The sequence below is a fragment of the Bacillus sp. JJ1609 genome, assembly GCF_036967045.1.
Classification (GTDB): domain Bacteria; phylum Bacillota; class Bacilli; order Bacillales; family Cytobacillaceae; genus Mesobacillus.
This window is the reverse complement of the sequence record NZ_JBALSS010000006.1, coordinates 602,618-621,893: the sequence shown is the minus strand read 5'-3', so window position 1 is coordinate 621,893 and position 19,276 is coordinate 602,618. Positions and strand designations below refer to the sequence as shown.

The window sequence follows — 19,276 nt, the reverse complement described above, 5'->3', positions numbered from 1 at the left end:
TAATTCTTCCGCGGAAAGCGAAGCGCATGGAACGAAAATCAACAGCCTTGTTTAACAGAGCCTTTATTTTATAAAAATTCATTCCAAGTTATTAGGTATTTAAAATTGTACTGTAGTACAGAATGGATAAATAGAAAATAAACTCTTAATATTCTATTTTTAAAAATCAGGGGGATATGAATGGAACTAGAATACGGCAAAGCAACAGACTCAGAAATGGAAGAAATATTTAGCCTAGCTGGCGTGAACAGGGCTGAAGCAACCGCGATTCAGGCAGATAATAATCAAGAAGAAATGATTGCAGCCTATCAGAACTCTTTGGAGCACGGAGCTTATTTCCTTGTTGCCAGGACCGAAGACGATTTGATTGGCTGGGTTCTGGTCGATCGCAGTATGGATTGGTTTACACACAAGGATATCGGCTGGATCAGTGATGTGTATGTTAAAAATGAGTTCCGAAATCAAGGTGTGGCTGAGGTTTTAATAGAACAAAGTCTGGTGGAATTCAAGCATTTAGGCTATGATGATGTTCGTTTGAATGTCTTTTGTTTTAATGAAAAAGCGATCAGACTATATGAGAAAATTGGCTTTAAGGATGTCAGCAAGTTTATGCGGATTGAAATTTAATTCGGGGGAGACTGCCTTATTGTTTGTAAAGAAAACTGAGTATAAATAACTGAATGTTTTTAAAAACACATAATTCTATCTAAACATAACTGAAATATAGGCTCAACAATTCTCTATTAATCTAGCATTGTTACATAAAAAAATGATGCAGAGGAGATGGAGATATGAAAAAAACATTATTAGGTACAGGTTTGGCTTTGACCCTATTGATGAGTCCGCTGCAGCAAGCATTTGCCGAGGAGGCGACTAAGGGGGAATTAAGGCAGTTCGATACTGTCGCTCATCGCGGGGCAGCTGGGTATGCTCCGGAAAACACCATTGCTGCATTTGATAAAGGTGTTGAAATGAAGGCAGACTACATTGAACTTGATGTCCAACGCAGCAAGGATGGCGAATTAGTCATTATCCATGATACAACAGTTGACCGAACAACGGATGGAACTGGACGTGTCGGAGATTTAACATTTGATGAGTTACGAAGCCTTGATGCTGGAAGTTTTAAGGGAGAGCAATTTGCTGGGGAAAAAATCCCTACCTTTGAGGAAGTGCTAGATCGCTATCATGGAAAAGTCGGAATCTTAATCGAAATGAAATCTCCTGAGCTTTATCCTGGGATTGAGGAAGCTGTAGCTCAGGAACTGAAGGAACGTAATCTCGACAAGCCGCAGAATAATAAAATCATCATCCAATCCTTCAATTTTGAATCGATGAAAAAGATGGACGCTCTACTTCCAGAAGTTCCGATAGGTGTTCTGACTTATTCAAACCTTCATGTTACCGATGCAGCACTACAGGAATTCGCAAAGTATGCAGATTACTTTAATCCCAGCTACAGCCTGGTTACAAAGGATCTAGTTGATAAGGTTCACAGCCTTGGCATGGAAATCCAATCCTGGACGGTTCGCAGCCATGAAGCAGCACAGTTTCTGATTGATATGGAAGTTGACGGTATTATTACAGATTATCCAGATTATGTAGACCCGCGCAATTAATGATGTAAAGCATGTCCTGTGCATGAAGCACTACGGGCATGCTTTTTTATTTTGGCAATAAATGAGACTGTTGATTTCCTCTCCTCGCACTCGCTTTCCGCTGGAAGAATTATGGATAAGTCCTTCTGTCAGCTTTTCAAAGACCACATTCTTCCCTGATCATCCAGTGCGCCTCCTATTCGCTTTGCTCCTGCGGGGGTAAATGGGGATCGCTTCAAGCTAGGTCTCACCGGGGCGCTGATTCCAGTATCCTTCGCTCCAATCAACAGGTGCAATAATCAGCAAAAATAATTAATACTATCTAAAAATAAACATTTTTAATCATATAATTAAATTTATTAATTATTTTTAAATTAATATTTACTTTTTTAATTAAAATGTTTTATAATTCAATTATAAGAAACTGAAAGGAGGCAATTATGTCCTACCCAGTCATCACAAATTGTCCCGTTTGCAGTCAAACATTAAAAATTACCAGGCTAAAATGCAATCATTGCGAAACAACCATTGAAAATGAATTCGAACTCTCAAAACTCGCTTCCCTATCCAAGGAACAGCTTCATTTTGTAGAAATTTTCCTAATATCCCGCGGAAATATTAAGGAAGTTGAAAAGGAATTGGGAATCTCCTATCCAACCGTGCGGGGAAAGCTGAACGACATCATCAGTTCGCTCGGATATGACCCACAAAAGAAAACAGAAATCGATGAAAAGAAAATTGTTGCAATGCTGGACAAAGGTGAAATCACTCCTGAAGAAGCAATCAAACTTTTAAAAGGTGAATAAGGAGGAATTGTAATGAAAGAAGAGATTTCAAAGGTTTTAACGATGGTTCAGGAAGGTAAGATCGATTCTGACAAAGGCGCAGAATTAATCACTGTCCTAAAAGAAAAGGAAGCAGCCTTAACCCCGCAAAAACCAAATAAATATTTGGATAAGACATTAAAAGTACGCGTAGTATCCAAAGAAAATGACAATGTTAACGTCAATATACCAATTAAACTCGTTAAAGCGATCCTTAAAACCGGGCATAGTATAGCTGCAAGCATTCCTCAATCAGAAAAATATGTGAAAGACATAGATATTAATCTTTTGATTGATGCGATTGAAAATGAACTTGATGGCAATATCGTTGATATCAAATCAGCAAACGGCGACACCGTTAAAGTTGTTATCGAATAGCAGCATGATCAAAATAAAAATTAAAACTTCTAAAAACATCAATTTTAGCATCCGCGTACCCTACTCAATTCTCAAGGCCGGCAGTTTTATTCTTGGTTCAAATAGAGTGCACCAGCAATTTCATAAATGGGCTAACCAGGACCTAGAGCAGAAAAACATTCCAATTTTACCCTTTAGCGCATTATTAAACAAGAAGCTTCTGAATGAAGTCATTGATGAACTAAGCCACTACAAGGGAATCGTGCTTGTCGATGCAAAATTGCAGGATGGAACAGAGGTCATAGTAAGATTGTAAAAAACAACTGGCCTCGCAAGCCTTGCCGAGGTCAGTTGTTTTTTGATAATCCTTTAATTAAAACACTTTTTCAAAGCAGATATATTTTTCATGCCCCTCTGGTTTTCCAGATAATCTGACTTCACCAGTCTTACGGAAATTCCTTTTCTCGTAAAATCGGACTGCCCCTTCGTTGCCAGAGTATGTATCGAGTCGCAGCACTGCATACCCATTTTCCATTGCAAAATCCTCAGCAAATTGGAGCATTTTACTGCCATAGCCGCCTCCCTGTGCAGAAGGATCTACACAAAAGGAATGGAGGATCAGTGGTCTTCCTCCCGTCTCGGTCCAGCTGGCATTTTCCCACTCTGGTGTCTGCCATTCATCCAGGACCATCGCGCCAAAGGTTTCACTGCCCTTTTTCAAAACGAACAATTCCTCGCCCTCCATTGCGTTTTCAAAATACTCATGATTCGGGTATTTCTCATCCCATTGCAAAATCCCCCTTGCTTCCAGATATTCCTTGCATTCTCCAAACATTTCTCCTATGACAGGCAAGTCATCCTCTGTTGCACGCACGATCTGCTCTTCAGCCATTTCCCTGCTCCTTTTCCATTGTTATTCACTATTCGGCGTGGTATTAAAAAAATTCGCGCTTTCGTCCTTCTTCTTTCCTTCGCTTTTTTTGTTATTCATTTTTCCGTCAGACTCTTAGCTTAATTTGAAATCCTTTTTCTTAATTTTCATCATTCTTCCCCTTTCGCAAGTCTTGTTTCCTCGTACAATGCGAATAGTTTATCCTTTTCTCCCGAGAAAAATGTAAAAGCACCGTTTCCTTGCCGAGGAATCGGTGCTTTTAGTAACTTTATTTTGTTGATTTCTTATCCAATCAACATAGTGAACTTTAAATCACCAATCTAATAGGCAAAATGATGATTGCCAATTTGGATCGTGACAGTCCTGCTATAAATCCACTGATCAGTTGCAAGCTGCGGATTATAATAATAAACAGATCCATACGATGGATCCCAGCCTAAAAGAGCGTCTTTTACAGCATGGTAGGCTTCAGAATCAGGCTGCAGGGTAAATTGGCCATCATTTACAGCTGTAAAAGCGTTTGGCTGGAAAATGACATCATTTATCGTATCAGGAAAATCGTCTGACTCTACTCGATTTAAAATCACTGCCGCAACCGCGACCTGTCCTTGATAGCTCTCTCCTCTTGATTCACCGTACACCGCATGTGCCATCATCTCGACTTCATTAAACAATCTGGATGTTTTCGGCCCGATCTCACCTGTCGTTTCTAAACCAAAATCACTTTGAAATTGCTCAACGGCATGAGCAGTAATCGTTCCATAGTATCCTGTTGTTTCCATATTGAAATATCCTAGTTTCTTTAAAATCGATTGAACGTATGAAACCTCTGATCCTGAGGAGCCCATTCCTAAAAACTGAGATGCTTCAGCTTTAGGCTGTGCAAATCCAAGCGTTAAAACCAGGATCGCAGCTACTGATACTGCTTTTATGTATTTACTCAAAAAAACTCCACTCCCATTTCATTTTTTTATATAATCTTCGCTGTGAAAAATTAGAAAACTCCCATACCTCCTTTTACATGGATTTAAACATACTCCATTAGAATTCCCTTCACGGTAAAATGAAAACTCGGCCAAAAGAATGGAATATCTTTTTTAAACTGGGATAAATTTCATAGGCGCGTATCTTTTTTGCTTATAAATCCCGTTATAAATAAAAACTCTTTCGTAAAATTCTTCTTCAATGAACAGGAATCAATATCAATTCAAAAAGCAGCCATCAATGCGAAACTGCTTAAATGCAACAGAATGAACTTCGAATGATCCATTCTATCAAACCATGTATTTAGCTAAACGAAATTTTACAATTATCCGATAATTGTAGTATGTTAGAAGAACAAAAATATTCGAAAACTAAGGGGAAAAGTGGGAATGTGGAGAAACAAAAATGTTTGGATTTTATTGACAGGGGAGTTTATTGCTGGTCTCGGGCTTTGGCTCGGTATCATTGGTAATCTTGAATTTATGCAGGAAAAGATTCCTTCTGACTTTTTAAAATCGCTGCTATTGGCAGCTGGGCTGCTTGCAGGGATTGCTGTTGGGCCTATTGCCGGCAGATTGACCGATCAGTATAGCAAAAAGAAAGTCATGTTGATTTCCGGATTTGTCAGGGCGGTGAGCGTACTGTTCATGCTCGTGGCGATTCATACTGGTTCCGTATGGTGGATGCTCATTTTTCTCATCCTCCTGCAAATATCCGCAGCTTTTTATTTCCCTGCATTGCAGGCGGCAATTCCACTTGTGGTGAATGAGAAGGATTTGCTTCTGTTGAATGGTGTCCATATGAATGTTGCTACACTTTCTCGTGTAATCGGAACAGCTGCAGCCGGAATTTTATTGGTATCAATTCCTTTAAACATGGTATACATCTTATCGCTGGCTGCTTATCTCGTCCTGTTCATCTTGACTTGGTTCTTACATTTTGACGAAAAAACAAAAGTCCAGCCAGCCAAGGCGGGTGTAAAGAGGCAAGGCTTCAAGGACGTATTCCCAGTGATTTCAAAACTTCCAATCGTGATGATGACCTTGATCCTCACGTTGATCCCTCTCCTATTTTTAGGCGGATTCAATTTGATTGTCATCAATATCAGCGAGCTTCAGGAAAGCTCCGCAATCAAGGGATGGATTTATACAGCCGAAGGAATTGCCTTCATGAGCGGAGCATTTTTAATTAAACGAATCAGCAATAATATCTCTCCATACAAGATATTATTTACAAGCTCTTTACTCATAGGACTCTCTCAGTTGCTATTATTTTTTGCAAACCTTCCTGTATTGACAATCATCGCCTTTGCATTGTTCGGATTTTCAGTTGGCTGCTTTTTCCCGACGGGAGCAACCATATTCCAGACGAAGGTTCCAAAAGACTATCATGGACGATTCTTTTCCTTCCGCAACATGATGGACCGTGTGGTTTTCCAGATTGTCCTGCTCATGACCGGTTTCCTTTTAGACGCCGTCGGCCTTCAGAATATGAGCGTAATGTTTGGTGTACTGTCGATCGTGATGACGACAATCTTTTTCATTAAATCCCGCAATCTGCGCGCTATTGGCGATACTGAACGGAACGTGAGCTGATTGTTTCCGGAAATTTTAATGAACGCTAGCTAGTTAAAACTCAGTGAAACTTATTAAAGTGTCTATCCGTATTAATTAGCAAGATGGTTTATTCTGGGAGGAGATTCAATGGGAGTCTTAATTGGAGTGCAACTTTTCCTGATCTTCATGTTCCTGTTTTTTGGCTGGGTTATTGGGAAAATGGAAGCGTACTGGTTGATTTCTAATTTTAACGGAAGATCGGAGGATGATCAGAAACAGCTGATCGAGAACGGATTTCCTCAGCGAGTCGGAAAGCTGATGCTTGCTATAGCTGGCGGAATGGCAATTTTGCTGCCCTTGAGCTTTACTTCGTTTAAATATTCAGCGGAAATCCAATTCGGTTTTATGATTATATTTTTACTTGGGGGACTCATTTACTTGTCGAAGTATGAGGTCAAGTCCAAAAGAAAGCGCAGTTATATCATTAGTTCTGTTCTCGCTATTGTTACAATCGGTTTTTTAAGCGTAATTTCCTATTTTGGCTACCAGGACTTTGATATTAAGACCAATCAAGATTCATTTGAGATTACGGGTATGTACGGAGATGTGTGGAAATACGATGAGATTCAATCTGTGGAGCTTTTAGATGAAATGCCAGAGGTTATATATAAGCAAGACGGTTTTGGGCTAGCGACTATGGCAAAAGGCCAATTCAAGGTTAAAGGTTATGGAAGCAGCCTGCTTTTTATCCACAAAGGCTCTTCTCCTTATTTATATATTGAATTGGAGGAAAAGAAGGTTTTTATCAATAGTAATAATCCTGAACAGACGAAGAAGTGGTACGCCCTCTTGGAGGAAGTAACGAAGGAATAAACAGGTGCCTGATTTCTCGCTGGAGAGTTCAGGCACGTTTCTTTTACAGTTCAATTTTTTTAATGATTCGTACTGGATTCCCGCCAACAATCACATTATCAGGTACATCTTTTGTGACTATTGCTCCGGATGCAACAACGACATTATGACCAATTTTCACTCCTGGATTGATGACAGCTCTGCCTCCAATCCAGCAATTGTCGCCAATCGTCACCGGCTTCCCGAATTCAGGGCCGGCAATTCTTTCATATGGATGGACTGGGTGGGCAGCTGTGTAAATATGAACACCAGGCGCCATGAAGCAATTTTTCCCTATTTTCACTTCACATACATCAAGAATCACACAATCAAAATTCGCGTAAAAGTTTTCTCCGATCTGTATATTGTAGCCGTAATCGCATCGGAAGGTTGGTTCGATGTAAAATTGCGCACCTGTAGAGCCTAAAAGCTCTTTGAGTATTTGGGTGCGTTCTTCATATTCTGTTTCTATTGTTTGATTATAAAGCCTTGTCAGCCTGCGGGCATTCTCCCTATCCTGCACCAACTCCGAATCCCCGGCATTATATAATTCCCCGTCCAGCATTTTTTGTTTTTCAGTCTTCATACCATTCCACTCCAGTTTCAAGATATGTTACTTAATTCGGTGCAAGGCAATGATCCCCCTGCCAAATGTAAATACTCGCATATGTTTGGGCATCTAATTTGACAACAACGCTTACTAATAGTAACTTACTAATTATTCACTTACTTTAAGTAAGTATACTACATTTTTTGGAGGAACATACTATGAATACATCTGTGAAAAACTTATCCACTGTCATCTGCGAGCGTCGTTCTGTCAGGAAATATGACCCTGAATTTAACATTCCTAAAGAGGAAATTATCGATATTTTAAAAGAGGCAACTCTTGCGCCTTCATCAAGTAATCTTCAACCTTGGAAATTTATCGTCATCCAGGACCAGGAAACGAAAAAGGAATTGAGGACGATTGCTAACAATCAGGAGCAGGTGGAAACCTCCTCTGCGGTAATAGCAGTTCTGGGTGATAAAGAAATGTACAGAAATGGGGAAAAAGTTTATCGCAGCGCCTTTGAGGCTGGTTTTATGGACGAAGCGAACATGAGCAGGATGATTGAGGGCACAAACAAGCTTTACCCTGCAGCACCGGTCGAAGCGAGAGCAAATATTGCTTCATTTGATGCTGGACTTGTATCAATGCAGCTAATGCTGATTGCCAAAGACAGAGGCTATGACACAGTTCCAATGGGCGGCTTCAACAAGCAGCAGTTCATTGAGAAATTCAACGTGGATGAGCGTTATATGCCAATCGTACTGATTGCGTTAGGAAAGGCTGCTGTACCAGGACATCAAACAACCCGTCTGCCAATTGAAGATGTAGTAGAGTTCATTTAGTTTAAGACTCTTTTAATGAAATACTCCGTTTCTCGATTAGTTGAATCGTAACAATAAAAAGGACCCATAATGGATGACTGTATACATTTTGTTGTACGGCTGTTCATATAGTGGTCCTTTTTTATGGATTTTTTAGCAGTCTTGTTTATTCGATTTCATATACCAGCCATTCTGAAATCTTACCACCCATTTTGTTGTATAGTCCCTGGGCGATTAGATTGTCTTTTGCTGTTTCCCAAGTCATATAAGCAAAATCATTCTCCCTGATATAGGCTAAACAGGCTTCAAACAAGCGCTCCCCAGCTTTATGACCTCTAGCTTCAGTTGTTACAAACAGGTCGTTGAGAATCGCTGCCCGCTTTACCTGCAGCGTACTAAAAGTGAAATACAATGTAGCAAAACCTACTAATTTGCCCTCTTTTTCAGCCACAAATTGTAATCCTGCGTCAGGATGGTCCATCAAATGCTGAATCAGCTTCTTCAAGTCTGTTTCATTTGGCTTTGGTTTTTGATAAAAATCGACGATGTAACCTAGCATTAGCTCGTATAATTGTGAAATATCTTTTTCCTCTGCAGCGCGAATCGATAGTGCGTTCATAATCAGTACTCCAGTCTATAATTTTTTTCAAGATTGCGGGTGTCGTTTAAAATCCATACCTTTTCTTCATACTCGCTAAGGATCTTCAAGATTTCTGGTTTGCTTTTATTTTCAAAATAGCGATTCCAGACAAACATTTTCCTGAACATCGCAAAAGTTGGTTTGTAATTGGATTTTTCAATTCCTAGCTTTTGTAAAATAAATCTTTTGATGATTCTGAATGTCCTAGTAAAATAAGGAGGGTTCAAGAGAATGATCATGTCTGCATTCTTAAAGCTTTGCTCCACCCACTCAAAGTGCACCCCTTCAATGATCCAGGCATCAGACTCGATGATCCTGCGCAAATAATCATCTCTTTCCTTTTCACTTCTTCTGACATCTCCTGTATCGAATCTTTTCCAAACCACATTATCAAGTTCGTGATGCGGCAGCTCCATTTTAGCAGAAAGCGTCCTGGCCAATGTTGTTTTACCGCTTCCGACAGACCCGATTATATGGATTTTGCAAGGTAATTGTTCTTTCATTGAAATCATCGCTTTTTTTATAGGATAGATATCATTTTCTCTTTTAAAAACGTTTTTCCTCCTTTATGCACAAAAAAAGCTGCCGCAGCAGCTTTTTCTTTTATATATTAAACGTTTTTCAATGTCTGGATTTCTTTGAATGCCTGATGTAGGTTCGATTTTACCGTGATTCCTTCAAGGTTTAACCCAAGGGTAACCATTGTATGGGCAACCTCTGGACGGATACCAGTCATGATAGTCTTTACGCCTACTAGAGATAATGCGCTGATTACTTTGAATAGCTGATCCGCTACCATCGTATCAACAATCATTACACCTGATACATCGAAAATCAGGTGTGTCAGTTTCAGTTTAACAGCTTGTTCTAATGTTTCTTCCATCAATAGCTGCGCTCTTTCAGTATCAACGTTGCCAACAAGCGGCAGCACGCCTACACCCGGCAATAATGGAACAACTGGAACAGACAGTTCAAGAAGTGCTGTTTTAGCGTTCTCAAGGCTCCTCTGATGAGATTCCACGAATGTTAAGCTGAAGCTGTAGATTGCATGGTCCATAAGCGGATCAATTACATTAAGGACTTCAAAAATAGTCGAAGCTGACATGTCCTTTGCTTCTTCCTTGATTGCATTCCAAATATGTTCGCGGTAAAAGCTTGTATCCTTTAGCGCTTCATCTAAAGAGGTTCCTAATTTATAAATATATTCCCCAGTTTCTTTTCCCCACTGGGCAATCTTCGCAAGGCCTCTCTCTTTATCTTCATGGTCCAATAAAGCTTCACCAAATAAAGCAATGAAATTAGCACGCACTTCTAAAATTTGTGCTTCGATTTTTTTAAACTCATGTTTTTGAGCTTCAGTAATCTCCGCAATGGATAATCGATCCTCATGAACAGCTTTTGCTATTTCATGTTTCCTTTTAACAATTGCTTCCCCTAATAATTTCAGTTCATTGTTCATTGATTTTCCTCCAAATGTTCCAAGACGATATTTTACGATCTATGATTCAAAGGTCTCATTCATAAATACACTATTATAATCCATCATAACTCAGGTTGAGAAAGCAGGACAAGTTTTTATCCTTGTATGGTAAAAATTAAAATATCCCCTAACCTTGAACACATGATGTCAAAGTTAAGGGATTTTTATAGATAAAATTTACATTTTATTTTTTTGTAAATTCAACTTGCTGTTTCTATATCCATACGTAAAGTAAATAATCAAACCTGCCACCAGCCAGATGAAAAAGCCTTTCCAGGTAAAGGAAGAGAGCTGGAACATGAGATAGACACAAAAGATAACTGCCAGGGCAGGAATAACAGGAACCCAAGGAGTCCTAAAGCCACGTTTTAAATCTGGCCGTGTTTTTCTGAGAACAGCAACTCCCAGGGAAACAGTCGCAAAGGCAAACAATGTCCCGATACTAGTCAGCTCTGCTAACTTATCCAAAGGAACAAATCCTGCAAGAAGAGCGACTAAAATCCCTGTAACCCATGTACTTGCCAGTGGAACCTGGGTTTTTGGATGGACACTTGATAATCCTTTTGGAAGAAGACCATCCCTGCTTACTGCAAAAAACAGGCGGGATTGGCCAAACATCATAACGATAAGAACTGTCGTTATACCTACAATCGCTCCAAGGGAGATAAAACCAGCTGCCCAGTCCTGGCCAATAAATTGCAAGGCGAAAGCCACAGGGTCCTTAACGTTTAACATATTAAAAGGAACCATTCCTGTCAGGATTAACGATACAGCGATATATAGGATCGTACAAATAACCAAAGCAGAGATGATTCCTATTGGAAGATTCCTTTGAGGATTTTTCACTTCCTCGGCTGCTGTGGAGACAGCATCGAAACCAAAGTAAGCAAACACTACAACAGCAGCTCCACTTACGACACCGGAAACTCCAAAAGGCATGAAAGGTTTCCAGTTAGCAGGCTCAACGTACCAAACTCCAATCGCAATGAAAAGCAGTACTACAGCTACCTTAATGACTACCATAATTGCATTAAACCTGGCAGATTCCTTTACTCCTCTTGAAAGCAAGAAAGTAACCAAGAGAACGATCATAATGGCGGGCACGTCGATGACCGTGCCCTTTGCTGGATCAAACGCACTCGTCAAGGCAGTTGGAAGATGTATTCCAAAGCCGGATAACAGACTTTGAAAATAACCCGACCATCCGCTTGCTACAGCAGATGAGGCCAGCCCATACTCGAGGACTAAATCCCAGCCTAATATCCATGCAAATATCTCACCGAAAGCCACATAGCTATATGTGTATGCACTCCCTGACTGTGGAATCATCGAAGCGAATTCAGAATAACATAATGCAGCAAACACACAGGCCAATCCTGCAATTATAAAAGATAGGATCAAGGCAGGACCAGCGTATTTGGCAGCTGCTACTCCTGTCAATACGAACACACCCGTCCCAATTATTGCCCCGACGCCTAACATGGTTAAATCTACCGCACCCAAAACTCTTTTGAGTGAATCATTCGACATTTCATTTCCAATATGTTTTTTACGTAATAAGTCCATAAACTCCTCCTGATGTAGAAATTTGTCGATTTTTGCTTATGTGACTTTTTTCATTTTACTAGCATATTATTTATTTGTAAAGATTAAAATATTCAGAAATTAAAAACACTGTTAAGTTTAGGATTACTTAGGATAGGTAGCATCAAGAATATTATTCAGTTAATAATAAAGCTGCTAACCATTTATTCCATGATTAGCAGCTTGATAAACATAATGATCAACTAGGTAACATTAGGTGGAAGCATATAGTAACTCGATGATCGCCTGCAGTCCTGATTAATCTTTTCCCGGCAAAAAGCCTTTCTGTGATACCAGAACCGGTACCTCGCCATCTAATTCATCCTTCAGCATTTTCAAAACCACTTTATGCGCAGCAGGATTATACCATTTTTCCATTCCCAGCTGCTCATAAATTTTGTAGATTCCCAATTTCTCAGTACGCTTGCCTCCGCTTCCATCCCCCATCCAGAAATCATCAAGTGTAACCCTGCTGGCTAAATGTTTAAGCTTTTTCGGAAATTCGCGGGAACAAGGTAACAATGGAGAAATTGTTGCCTGCGTTAACACACCTGCTTCGGTTATTTCCTTCAACGCGTTCATCCGTGCAGGAATGGGTGGGGCAGATGGAGCAAAAGCTTTCCTGATTTCTTCTTTGTCCGTTTCTATGGTCATCGAAATTCTGATTTTGTCGCCGAATTGTTTAAATAGGTCGAGATCCCGCCTGACCAGCGGTGACCTTGTCTGGACGAACAGGAAGTCTGGCTGAACCTCGAGCATGACCTCAAGCAGGCTTCTTGTAAGCATAGTTTTTGCTTCGATTGGCTGATACGGGTCAGTTGCAGAAGACATAAAAATGGTTACAGGACCTTTTTTCTTTGCCTTGATGAGTTCTTTTCGCAACAATTCAGCTGCATTTGCTTTAATATCAACCCATGTTCCCCATTCCTCTTCCCGGAAAAGTGAAACTGGAAGCTGTCTCACATAACAATAACTGCAGCCAAAGGCACAGCCAGCATAAGGGTTGAGCGAATAAGAATACTCATTCAGCAGCCCCCTCCCCGGAGTCAAGATGCTTTTGGAGAGAATATCATTGATATTCAGCTTCAAGCTCATCACCCGCTTTCAGAAATTATTCTCCCTACATTATAGCTTTTAGATAGAAAAAAGAATGGTACCGCATCCCAGCCAACATCTGGTAATTAATATGAAGATCTAACACACTTTAACGCATTACCTCATTGGGGGTCTGACCCCCAGCGCTTTAACGCGTTGCATCGTTATAATTAATAAAGCTGCTTATCTAAATAAGATAATCAGCTTTATTCCATGCATATGTTGGTTTCTTATTACCAATAATTGTTTCCCCCTTTTAGAGACCTTTATTCTAATGATGTATATACCACGAGTCTTTCTGAATGATTCCCTGTTTTGCGATCGTAGATTCCTGTACAGGTAATTAGGTTTAAATTGCTTTGATAGGAGTAGTCAAATATTTCATTTACTGGGGAAAGCTCGGTCGGATAACTTTTGACACCCTTGACTTTATAGGTAAGGCTCTTGCCTTTTTGATCGGAAATGATAATCTCATCGCCTTCTTTTAATTTTTTCAGGTAAAAGAAAACAGCGGGTCCTTTTTTACTATCAACATGTCCCGCAAGGACAGCATTTCCGCGTTCTCCGGGTTTTGGTCCTCTCTCATACCAGCCGACCGTTTCAAAGGACTCCGGTACTCCCATTTGACCATTATCCAGTAAGCCTACGTTTTCGATTATTGTATCTACATCAATCGAAGGAATTTGAAGTCGGTAGGGATCGATGCTCTCGATGCTCTCACTTATCACCTTGCCATTTGATGAAATGCTGTTAGCAGGTTGAGTCCCAGAAACCATTTGAGACGGAACACTTTCTTTTTCTTTTTCCTGCTGGCTCTTATTAAGCTCATTCGTGGCAGAAGCTTTCTTAATTGTTTCGCCATTAGCAGCATTGCAGCCTGCCAAAAAGGCAATCATTATGATAATCGACCACAACGATTTCAACATTATCACCTCTTTCTAAAACCATGGAAGAGAGGGGCGGGGGCCCCTCATCTTTCATTTATTCCTGAGGATTCCTTTTAGTAGCACGAACAGTTACCGCTGACAGAATGATGAGAGAAACCATGGCAATCAGCAGCCATTGCAATGTGCCTGATAGGCCGCCAGCCTGCTCACTCGCACCTCCCATTCCTGTTTTCGGCATATCAGTTGGCATTTTTTCCTGAAACTTTTCAGGGTGTTGATCAACGATTGCACCTGATAATCCAGCACCTACATCGAACATATGGGCATATGCTTCACGGACATTTTCATAAGTGGTCGCATAATCCTTTTCTGTGTAGCTGTTGAATGCCTTCAATAATTCATCGATATGCATCTGCAGTCCAGCTTCCAGGTCTGCTGCTTTTAAACGGCCTTCGGTTGCGGCATCAAGGAATTTTGCCTGTTCTACCTTATATTCTTCCAACTCAGCAATGGCTTGTTTCTTTGCTGCTTCGTCTTTTGCTCCCGTGGCTTTTACATAATCCACGAAATATCCGATATGGCTGCCCCAAATTTCTTTAAATTGACCTCCAGCTTCTTCCCCATAGACTGATGCGACTGCTTTTGATAAATCCTCTGTATTTTGGTTTAACGCTGCAGCCGATGCTTCAAAATCTTTCGCACCGCTAATTCCTTTTTGCATCGCTAAAATGGCGAAAGCTGCATGCTCGGATAGAAGATAGTTTAAATCCGCGCGAAGATCTGCTGCTGGAGTATCTACACTCGTTTTTTCAAATTTGTCCGCAAATTGATCCGTAATGGCCCATGATAAGCCCTTGCCAGTACCAAACATATGGTGCATGGAGTGGCGGAGATTTTCATATGTCTTTTCAAAGTCACCCGCTTTGTAATTATCAAATGCCCATAGCAATTGCTCGATATGAATCTGTAATCCTTCTTCTAGCTCAGCGGCCTTCAGGCGGCTTTCTGTTGCTGTGTCCAAAAATGCTGCTTGCTTCACCTTATATTCTTCTAAATCTGCCAATGCCTGATCTTTTCCAGCCTGGTCGTTTTTCGCAGTTGCTGTCACATAATTTACAAAATAGCCAATATGGCTGCTCCAGATTTCTTTAAATTGCTTTCCGCCTTCCTCTCCATATACTGACGCAACCGCATTAGATAAGTCTTCAGTGTTTTGGTTGAGAGCGCCAGCAGCTGCTTCAAAGTCCTCTGCACCATCAATCCCTTTTTGCATTGTTATTACCGCTAAATAAGCATGCTCGGACAATAATGCATCCAGTGTTGCTCTTAAATCCGAAGTAGGCGAAGTCACTGTCGGATGATTTTGTGCGTGATTTTCTCCGTCATGGGCACTGACGGTTGCCACCGATGGGATTAATAAAGAAAAACTTAATGGGATAGCTAATACAGATTTTTTCCAATTCATAATTGAACATCTCCTTTTAAATGTTTTTTCACTTACCTAACGGAGACAGTTTTCATTTGGATCACTTTTTTCAGAAAAAAAATCCGGCTGCTTTAAAAGCAGTCGGATCCCTTCTTATAATTTTGAGCTCAAAACGATTTGTCCCTCCGGAAGTTCATTTCCAGGCTGGGGTTCCAAGGTTATCGCTATCGTATCCCACTTTTTATTTTTGTCTGCCTTTATTTTATAAAAAGCAGCTCCACTCCCGGTGGTGTCAGGCACAAAAGATCCTGCGGGAACAGGTTTGCCATCTTCAATCAGCCAAACCTGATACACTTCGTTTCCTTCTATCGCTTTTAGCTTATCAGCTTGAACAATGACACTCATCTCATTATCATAGGTGAGAATAGAAGCCTCTCCGGAGCCTGAAAAAGTTTCACTTGGCTCCAATTGAAATGAGTTGACTGCCTCCGCTAACTCTTTTTCAGGATTCTCTTCATTCAATTTCATTAATGCGTATCCGTTCCCTAGCAGCGAAAGGAGCAATGTTGCTGCTAGTAATGGAGTCCGCCAAGATTTCTTTTGCACAGCTGAAGGCTTATTCACAGTCAGGTTTGGCTGCTCTGTTTTTGTGAGTTGAATATTTTCCGACTCTGTAGTCTCAAAAACATTATCTAAAATCCTCTTTTTCATACCGGATGGAGGAGTTATTGGTTCTGAAAGGTATGGAAGCTCTCCGGTAATCTCAATTAACTCTTTTAATTCTTCCTGGCATTCTGGGCAATGCTCTAAATGTGCTTCAAACCGCTCTTTTTCTGCTTCTGTTAAGCTACGATTAAAGTAATCGATTAGATTACCACAATTTATTTTCTCCATTTTCAGCCCCTCCTTTCATGCTCAAAAACAAGTGATTTTTTTAAATTCTTCAATGCCAGACGAATCCGGCTCTTTACTGTACCAAGGGGGATATTATAATCTTCGGATATTTTTTGCTGGGTATAACCTTTAAAGTACATCAATTGAATCATGCCTCTTTGATCGTCCGAAAGTTTAGAAACCGCTTCTTGGACCCTCACTTTTTCTTCATGCCACTCGGCTTTTTCCTCAACCGATTGATCATCACTTACCATATGATTTATATCATCTATAGGAACGGATGGTTTCACTTTTTTCTTACGGATAATATCTATTGCGGAATTTCTGGCCATAGTGAACAGCCATGAAGTAAACTTGCCTTTACTTTCATCGTATTCACCGGTCCCTTTCCAAATCTTTAAAAAGACCTCCTGCAACGCTTCTTCTGCTAAATCATAATCTTGGGTCATTTTATAGAGGAATGAAAAGAGGATTTTTTCGTACCGGTCATATAATGTTTCAAGCGCTTCTTTATTTTTAGCCTGGATGCTTACATAAAGAACGCCGTCGGGACTATTCCTCATAAATGGTCTCCTTTTCGTCAAATTACTACTATTATAACGGATTAAGTTTTGTAGGGAAAAAAGGAATCGGCTATGATCCCTTCAATATATAACGATGCTAATTAATTTTTGGATTACATTTTGAAGAAAGCTAAGTGTATTTCCCAGAAAAAATGAAACTAATATAATTTTATGTATTGTTTTAGGATGAGTCTTTGACTTTTATCCTGTAGAGTTTGTCCAAATCCGAATTATAGCTTTGCTGTTTTTAGGCGAGGATAAGGGGATTTAGATGCATCTGGCAAGGGAAAAGGAGATGGGCGGCTTCCACCAAATGTAAATGAAAATTAATTAATTGATGGAAGCAGCCCTTTTTTATAAAAGAAAGCAACTAGATTCATTGCATACTGCGGTACTTTTTTCGGAAAGCGCTTATGCCTGTAAAACTTGTAAAAAGCTATTTTCAGGTCATCCCATTGAGAGCATTTTTTTGTCTGGCGAAATCGTGCCACATCAATCAGCCGGACATCGCCTTCTGGAGTAACTATGATATTCCTTAAGTGGATATCAGAGGGGTTCAGACCTTTTTCTCTTGCCAGCTGCAAGGCGTTGTCTACTTCCTTGATATGTTCACTGGCTATTGGAATCCCCTTTACCAAACAATTAAAGAGTGTCGTTCCCTGAACATAATCCATGACGAGATAATTCTTGCCTGATTCATGCATTGCAGGAAAGAATGGATTGCCCTTGAGCTCTTTATAAATCGCCGCTTCTTCAACAGCAATCCTCTCAAAAGGTGGAAAGAACACCTTCAAAACAAGGTCCGTCCCCCGGATCCTGAATGCAAACGCACTACGACCCTCACCAATCAGCTGCAGCCTCTCATCCTTCTCCGCCAGCACCACCCTCGAACCCTTCATCATGTAAACAACACTACTCGCTAAATCTCCATAAAAACTCAACACATTACCTCCTCTCACAGGATCAGACCCCCACACTTCACCGCATTACCTCATCGGGGGTCAGACCCCCAGCGCTTTAACGCATTACCTCGTCGGGGGTCAGACCCCCGGCGCTTTAACGCATTACCTTATCGGGGGTCAGACCCCCGGCGCTTTAATGTGGTAAATCATTTGTCCACTACTTTGATCATGTCTTCGTCCCAGCTTTCTACGCCTTGTTCGAAGGTTAGTTTTGTCTTGAAGTGATATGAGATTGCCTTCGTTGTAACGGGGACATCGATGGGCAGCTTGAATGAAAAAGGGACTTTATCTGCTTCTTCTGACCCTATCTTTGTTTCAACCTGAATGGCTGTTGTATCAATGACTTCTTCTGCACCAGTCTTTTCATTTACCATGACGAGGGCGCAGTCAATTTGCTTAAGATGCTGGTCAATCGTTCCGCCTTTAATTAAAAATTGGCCATTCACTGATTCTCCAGGCTTTAAAACATCCTTCTCCAATATAAGGTCAATTTGTGCCGACCCGACGCCAAGCAATGACATATACTTTCTTAATAACATCTGTGATCCTCCATATTATTTAATAATCTATTTCTTCGGATTAGCGTATTTCTCATCCAATCGCTTTTCAATCTTCTCCAGCATTTGCTGGTCCATTAAAAGCTCTTCCCTGTTCTTTTTAACCAATTCATTGAATCGAAGTTGTTTTTTCTTCATATCAGTCACACTCCAATACTAAATTTATGTTACTTATTGTGAAAATGCCTTATCCGTAATAAAAAAACCTTCACCGTCTTCGGTGAAGGTTTTAAAACAAATAAAGACCTTCACCAAAATTGGCAAAGGTCTTGCTAACAACGAATGAATGTTGCCAACAAAGCCGGGAGAAATCTCCGTAATGACGACCTTGTTGTAAAAGCTACTCCCCTTTAGGAGAACTATTTAAATTTATAACTACATGATACATGACATCGTTAAATTCGTCAAATCAAGAGGCTCAAACAGAGGTGTAAAAATCCCGTTATCCACACTTTTATCCGTGATCAGTAGAAGCTCAGGCCACTTTACTTTCCGTTCTTCTTGTCCTTGCCTTTGCCGGCACCTTCATCACCGTTTTCTTCTCCTTGCCCATCATCATCTTCTTCTTTAGAATTATCGTTTTTCTTATCTTTAGCTTTCTTAGCTTCCTCTTGCTGCTTTTCCTCGTTCTTCTTAGCCTCTTCACGTTTCTTTTCTTCAGCCTTTTTCGCTTCTTCCTGTTTCTTCTCTTCTTCAGCTTTTTTAGCTGCTT

24 protein-coding genes are annotated in these 19,276 nt (G+C 40.4%); 8 read left to right on the top strand and 16 right to left on the bottom strand.

Annotation, left to right across the window (positions count from 1 at the left end; translation table 11 throughout):
* Positions 1-180 precede the first annotated feature (180 nt).
* From V7654_RS07710 to V7654_RS07690, 5 genes are all read left to right on the top strand, one after another.
* On the top strand, positions 181-627 hold the full coding sequence (locus V7654_RS07710; RefSeq protein ID WP_335429664.1) for a GNAT family N-acetyltransferase: 447 nt from the start codon (positions 181-183) through the stop codon (positions 625-627).
* A gap of 164 nt (positions 628-791) precedes the next feature.
* Positions 792-1,619: a glycerophosphodiester phosphodiesterase gene (locus V7654_RS07705; protein ID WP_335429663.1), complete on the top strand. Its 828-nt coding sequence runs from the start codon at positions 792-794 to the stop codon at positions 1,617-1,619.
* A 419-nt stretch (positions 1,620-2,038) separates the two neighbouring features.
* Entirely contained in the window at positions 2,039-2,404 is a 366-nt protein-coding gene (locus V7654_RS07700; RefSeq protein ID WP_335375197.1) for a DUF2089 domain-containing protein, read from the top strand.
* 12 nt (positions 2,405-2,416) lie between these two features.
* Positions 2,417-2,800, top strand: coding sequence for an SHOCT-like domain-containing protein (locus V7654_RS07695; RefSeq protein WP_335429662.1), 384 nt, complete (start codon positions 2,417-2,419; stop codon positions 2,798-2,800).
* 4 nt (positions 2,801-2,804) lie between these two features.
* The gene (locus tag V7654_RS07690) at positions 2,805-3,095 is read left to right on the top strand and encodes a hypothetical protein (RefSeq protein WP_335429661.1); all 291 of its coding nucleotides are present in this window, start codon (positions 2,805-2,807) and stop codon (positions 3,093-3,095) included.
* A gap of 57 nt (positions 3,096-3,152) precedes the next feature.
* On the opposite strand, the gene V7654_RS07685 is transcribed toward V7654_RS07690, so the two are convergent.
* Both V7654_RS07685 and V7654_RS07680 read right to left on the bottom strand, forming a co-directional pair.
* On the bottom strand, positions 3,153-3,671 hold the full coding sequence (locus V7654_RS07685; RefSeq protein WP_335429660.1) for a GNAT family N-acetyltransferase: 519 nt from the start codon (positions 3,669-3,671) through the stop codon (positions 3,153-3,155).
* 320 nt (positions 3,672-3,991) lie between these two features.
* The gene (locus V7654_RS07680) at positions 3,992-4,615 is read right to left on the bottom strand and encodes a cell wall hydrolase (RefSeq protein WP_335429659.1); all 624 of its coding nucleotides are present in this window, start codon (positions 4,613-4,615) and stop codon (positions 3,992-3,994) included.
* Positions 4,616-5,044: 429 nt separating this feature from the next.
* Between V7654_RS07680 and V7654_RS07675 the strand changes: the two genes are divergently transcribed.
* Complete coding sequence (locus V7654_RS07675) at positions 5,045-6,250, top strand: MFS transporter (protein ID WP_335429658.1); 1,206 nt, start codon at positions 5,045-5,047, stop codon at positions 6,248-6,250.
* A 108-nt stretch (positions 6,251-6,358) separates the two neighbouring features.
* A complete protein-coding gene (locus V7654_RS07670) occupies positions 6,359-7,084 on the top strand; it encodes a DUF3784 domain-containing protein (protein WP_335429657.1) in 726 nt (241 codons plus the stop codon).
* A 43-nt stretch (positions 7,085-7,127) separates the two neighbouring features.
* On the opposite strand, the gene V7654_RS07665 is transcribed toward V7654_RS07670, so the two are convergent.
* A complete protein-coding gene (locus tag V7654_RS07665; protein WP_335429656.1) occupies positions 7,128-7,688 on the bottom strand; it encodes a maltose acetyltransferase domain-containing protein in 561 nt (186 codons plus the stop codon).
* 182 nt (positions 7,689-7,870) lie between these two features.
* On the opposite strand from V7654_RS07665, the gene V7654_RS07660 reads away from it, so the two are divergent.
* On the top strand, positions 7,871-8,497 hold the full coding sequence (locus tag V7654_RS07660; RefSeq protein ID WP_335429655.1) for a nitroreductase family protein: 627 nt from the start codon (positions 7,871-7,873) through the stop codon (positions 8,495-8,497).
* Between the two features lie 145 nt (positions 8,498-8,642).
* Here the strand turns inward: V7654_RS07660 and V7654_RS07655 are convergent, their stop codons facing one another.
* From V7654_RS07655 to V7654_RS07595, 13 genes are all read right to left on the bottom strand, one after another.
* Complete coding sequence (locus V7654_RS07655) at positions 8,643-9,095, bottom strand: GNAT family N-acetyltransferase (protein ID WP_335429653.1); 453 nt, start codon at positions 9,093-9,095, stop codon at positions 8,643-8,645.
* Between the two features lie 2 nt (positions 9,096-9,097).
* Positions 9,098-9,619 carry a DNA topology modulation protein FlaR gene (locus V7654_RS07650; protein ID WP_335429651.1) on the bottom strand — a complete coding sequence of 174 codons (522 nt, stop codon included), beginning with the start codon at positions 9,617-9,619 and terminating at the stop codon, positions 9,098-9,100.
* Positions 9,620-9,726: 107 nt separating this feature from the next.
* A complete protein-coding gene (locus tag V7654_RS07645) occupies positions 9,727-10,575 on the bottom strand; it encodes an STAS domain-containing protein (RefSeq protein WP_335429650.1) in 849 nt (282 codons plus the stop codon).
* Positions 10,576-10,773: 198 nt separating this feature from the next.
* Positions 10,774-12,162 carry an amino acid permease gene (locus V7654_RS07640; RefSeq protein WP_335429649.1) on the bottom strand — a complete coding sequence of 463 codons (1,389 nt, stop codon included), beginning with the start codon at positions 12,160-12,162 and terminating at the stop codon, positions 10,774-10,776.
* 276 nt (positions 12,163-12,438) lie between these two features.
* The gene (locus V7654_RS07635; protein WP_335429648.1) at positions 12,439-13,275 is read right to left on the bottom strand and encodes an SPL family radical SAM protein; all 837 of its coding nucleotides are present in this window, start codon (positions 13,273-13,275) and stop codon (positions 12,439-12,441) included.
* Positions 13,276-13,541: 266 nt separating this feature from the next.
* Positions 13,542-14,198, bottom strand: a complete 657-nt coding sequence (locus V7654_RS07630; RefSeq protein ID WP_335429647.1) for a class F sortase — start codon at positions 14,196-14,198, stop codon at positions 13,542-13,544.
* Between the two features lie 58 nt (positions 14,199-14,256).
* A complete protein-coding gene (locus V7654_RS07625) occupies positions 14,257-15,627 on the bottom strand; it encodes a copper amine oxidase (protein ID WP_335429646.1) in 1,371 nt (456 codons plus the stop codon).
* A 114-nt stretch (positions 15,628-15,741) separates the two neighbouring features.
* Positions 15,742-16,482 (bottom strand): anti-sigma factor, encoded by a 741-nt coding sequence (locus V7654_RS07620; RefSeq protein ID WP_335429645.1) that lies wholly within the window; start codon positions 16,480-16,482, stop codon positions 15,742-15,744.
* Positions 16,483-16,484: 2 nt separating this feature from the next.
* Positions 16,485-17,045 (bottom strand): RNA polymerase sigma factor, encoded by a 561-nt coding sequence (locus V7654_RS07615; RefSeq protein ID WP_335429644.1) that lies wholly within the window; start codon positions 17,043-17,045, stop codon positions 16,485-16,487.
* Positions 17,046-17,371: 326 nt separating this feature from the next.
* Positions 17,372-17,986: a protein kinase family protein gene (locus V7654_RS07610; protein ID WP_438825262.1), complete on the bottom strand. Its 615-nt coding sequence runs from the start codon at positions 17,984-17,986 to the stop codon at positions 17,372-17,374.
* 167 nt (positions 17,987-18,153) lie between these two features.
* Positions 18,154-18,546, bottom strand: a complete 393-nt coding sequence (locus V7654_RS07605) for a sporulation protein (protein ID WP_335429643.1) — start codon at positions 18,544-18,546, stop codon at positions 18,154-18,156.
* A 27-nt stretch (positions 18,547-18,573) separates the two neighbouring features.
* A complete protein-coding gene (locus V7654_RS07600) occupies positions 18,574-18,702 on the bottom strand; it encodes an FbpB family small basic protein (protein WP_335429642.1) in 129 nt (42 codons plus the stop codon).
* A gap of 347 nt (positions 18,703-19,049) precedes the next feature.
* The coding region (locus V7654_RS07595) for a hypothetical protein (protein WP_335429641.1) at positions 19,050-19,276 on the bottom strand (227 nt) is incomplete at its 5' end.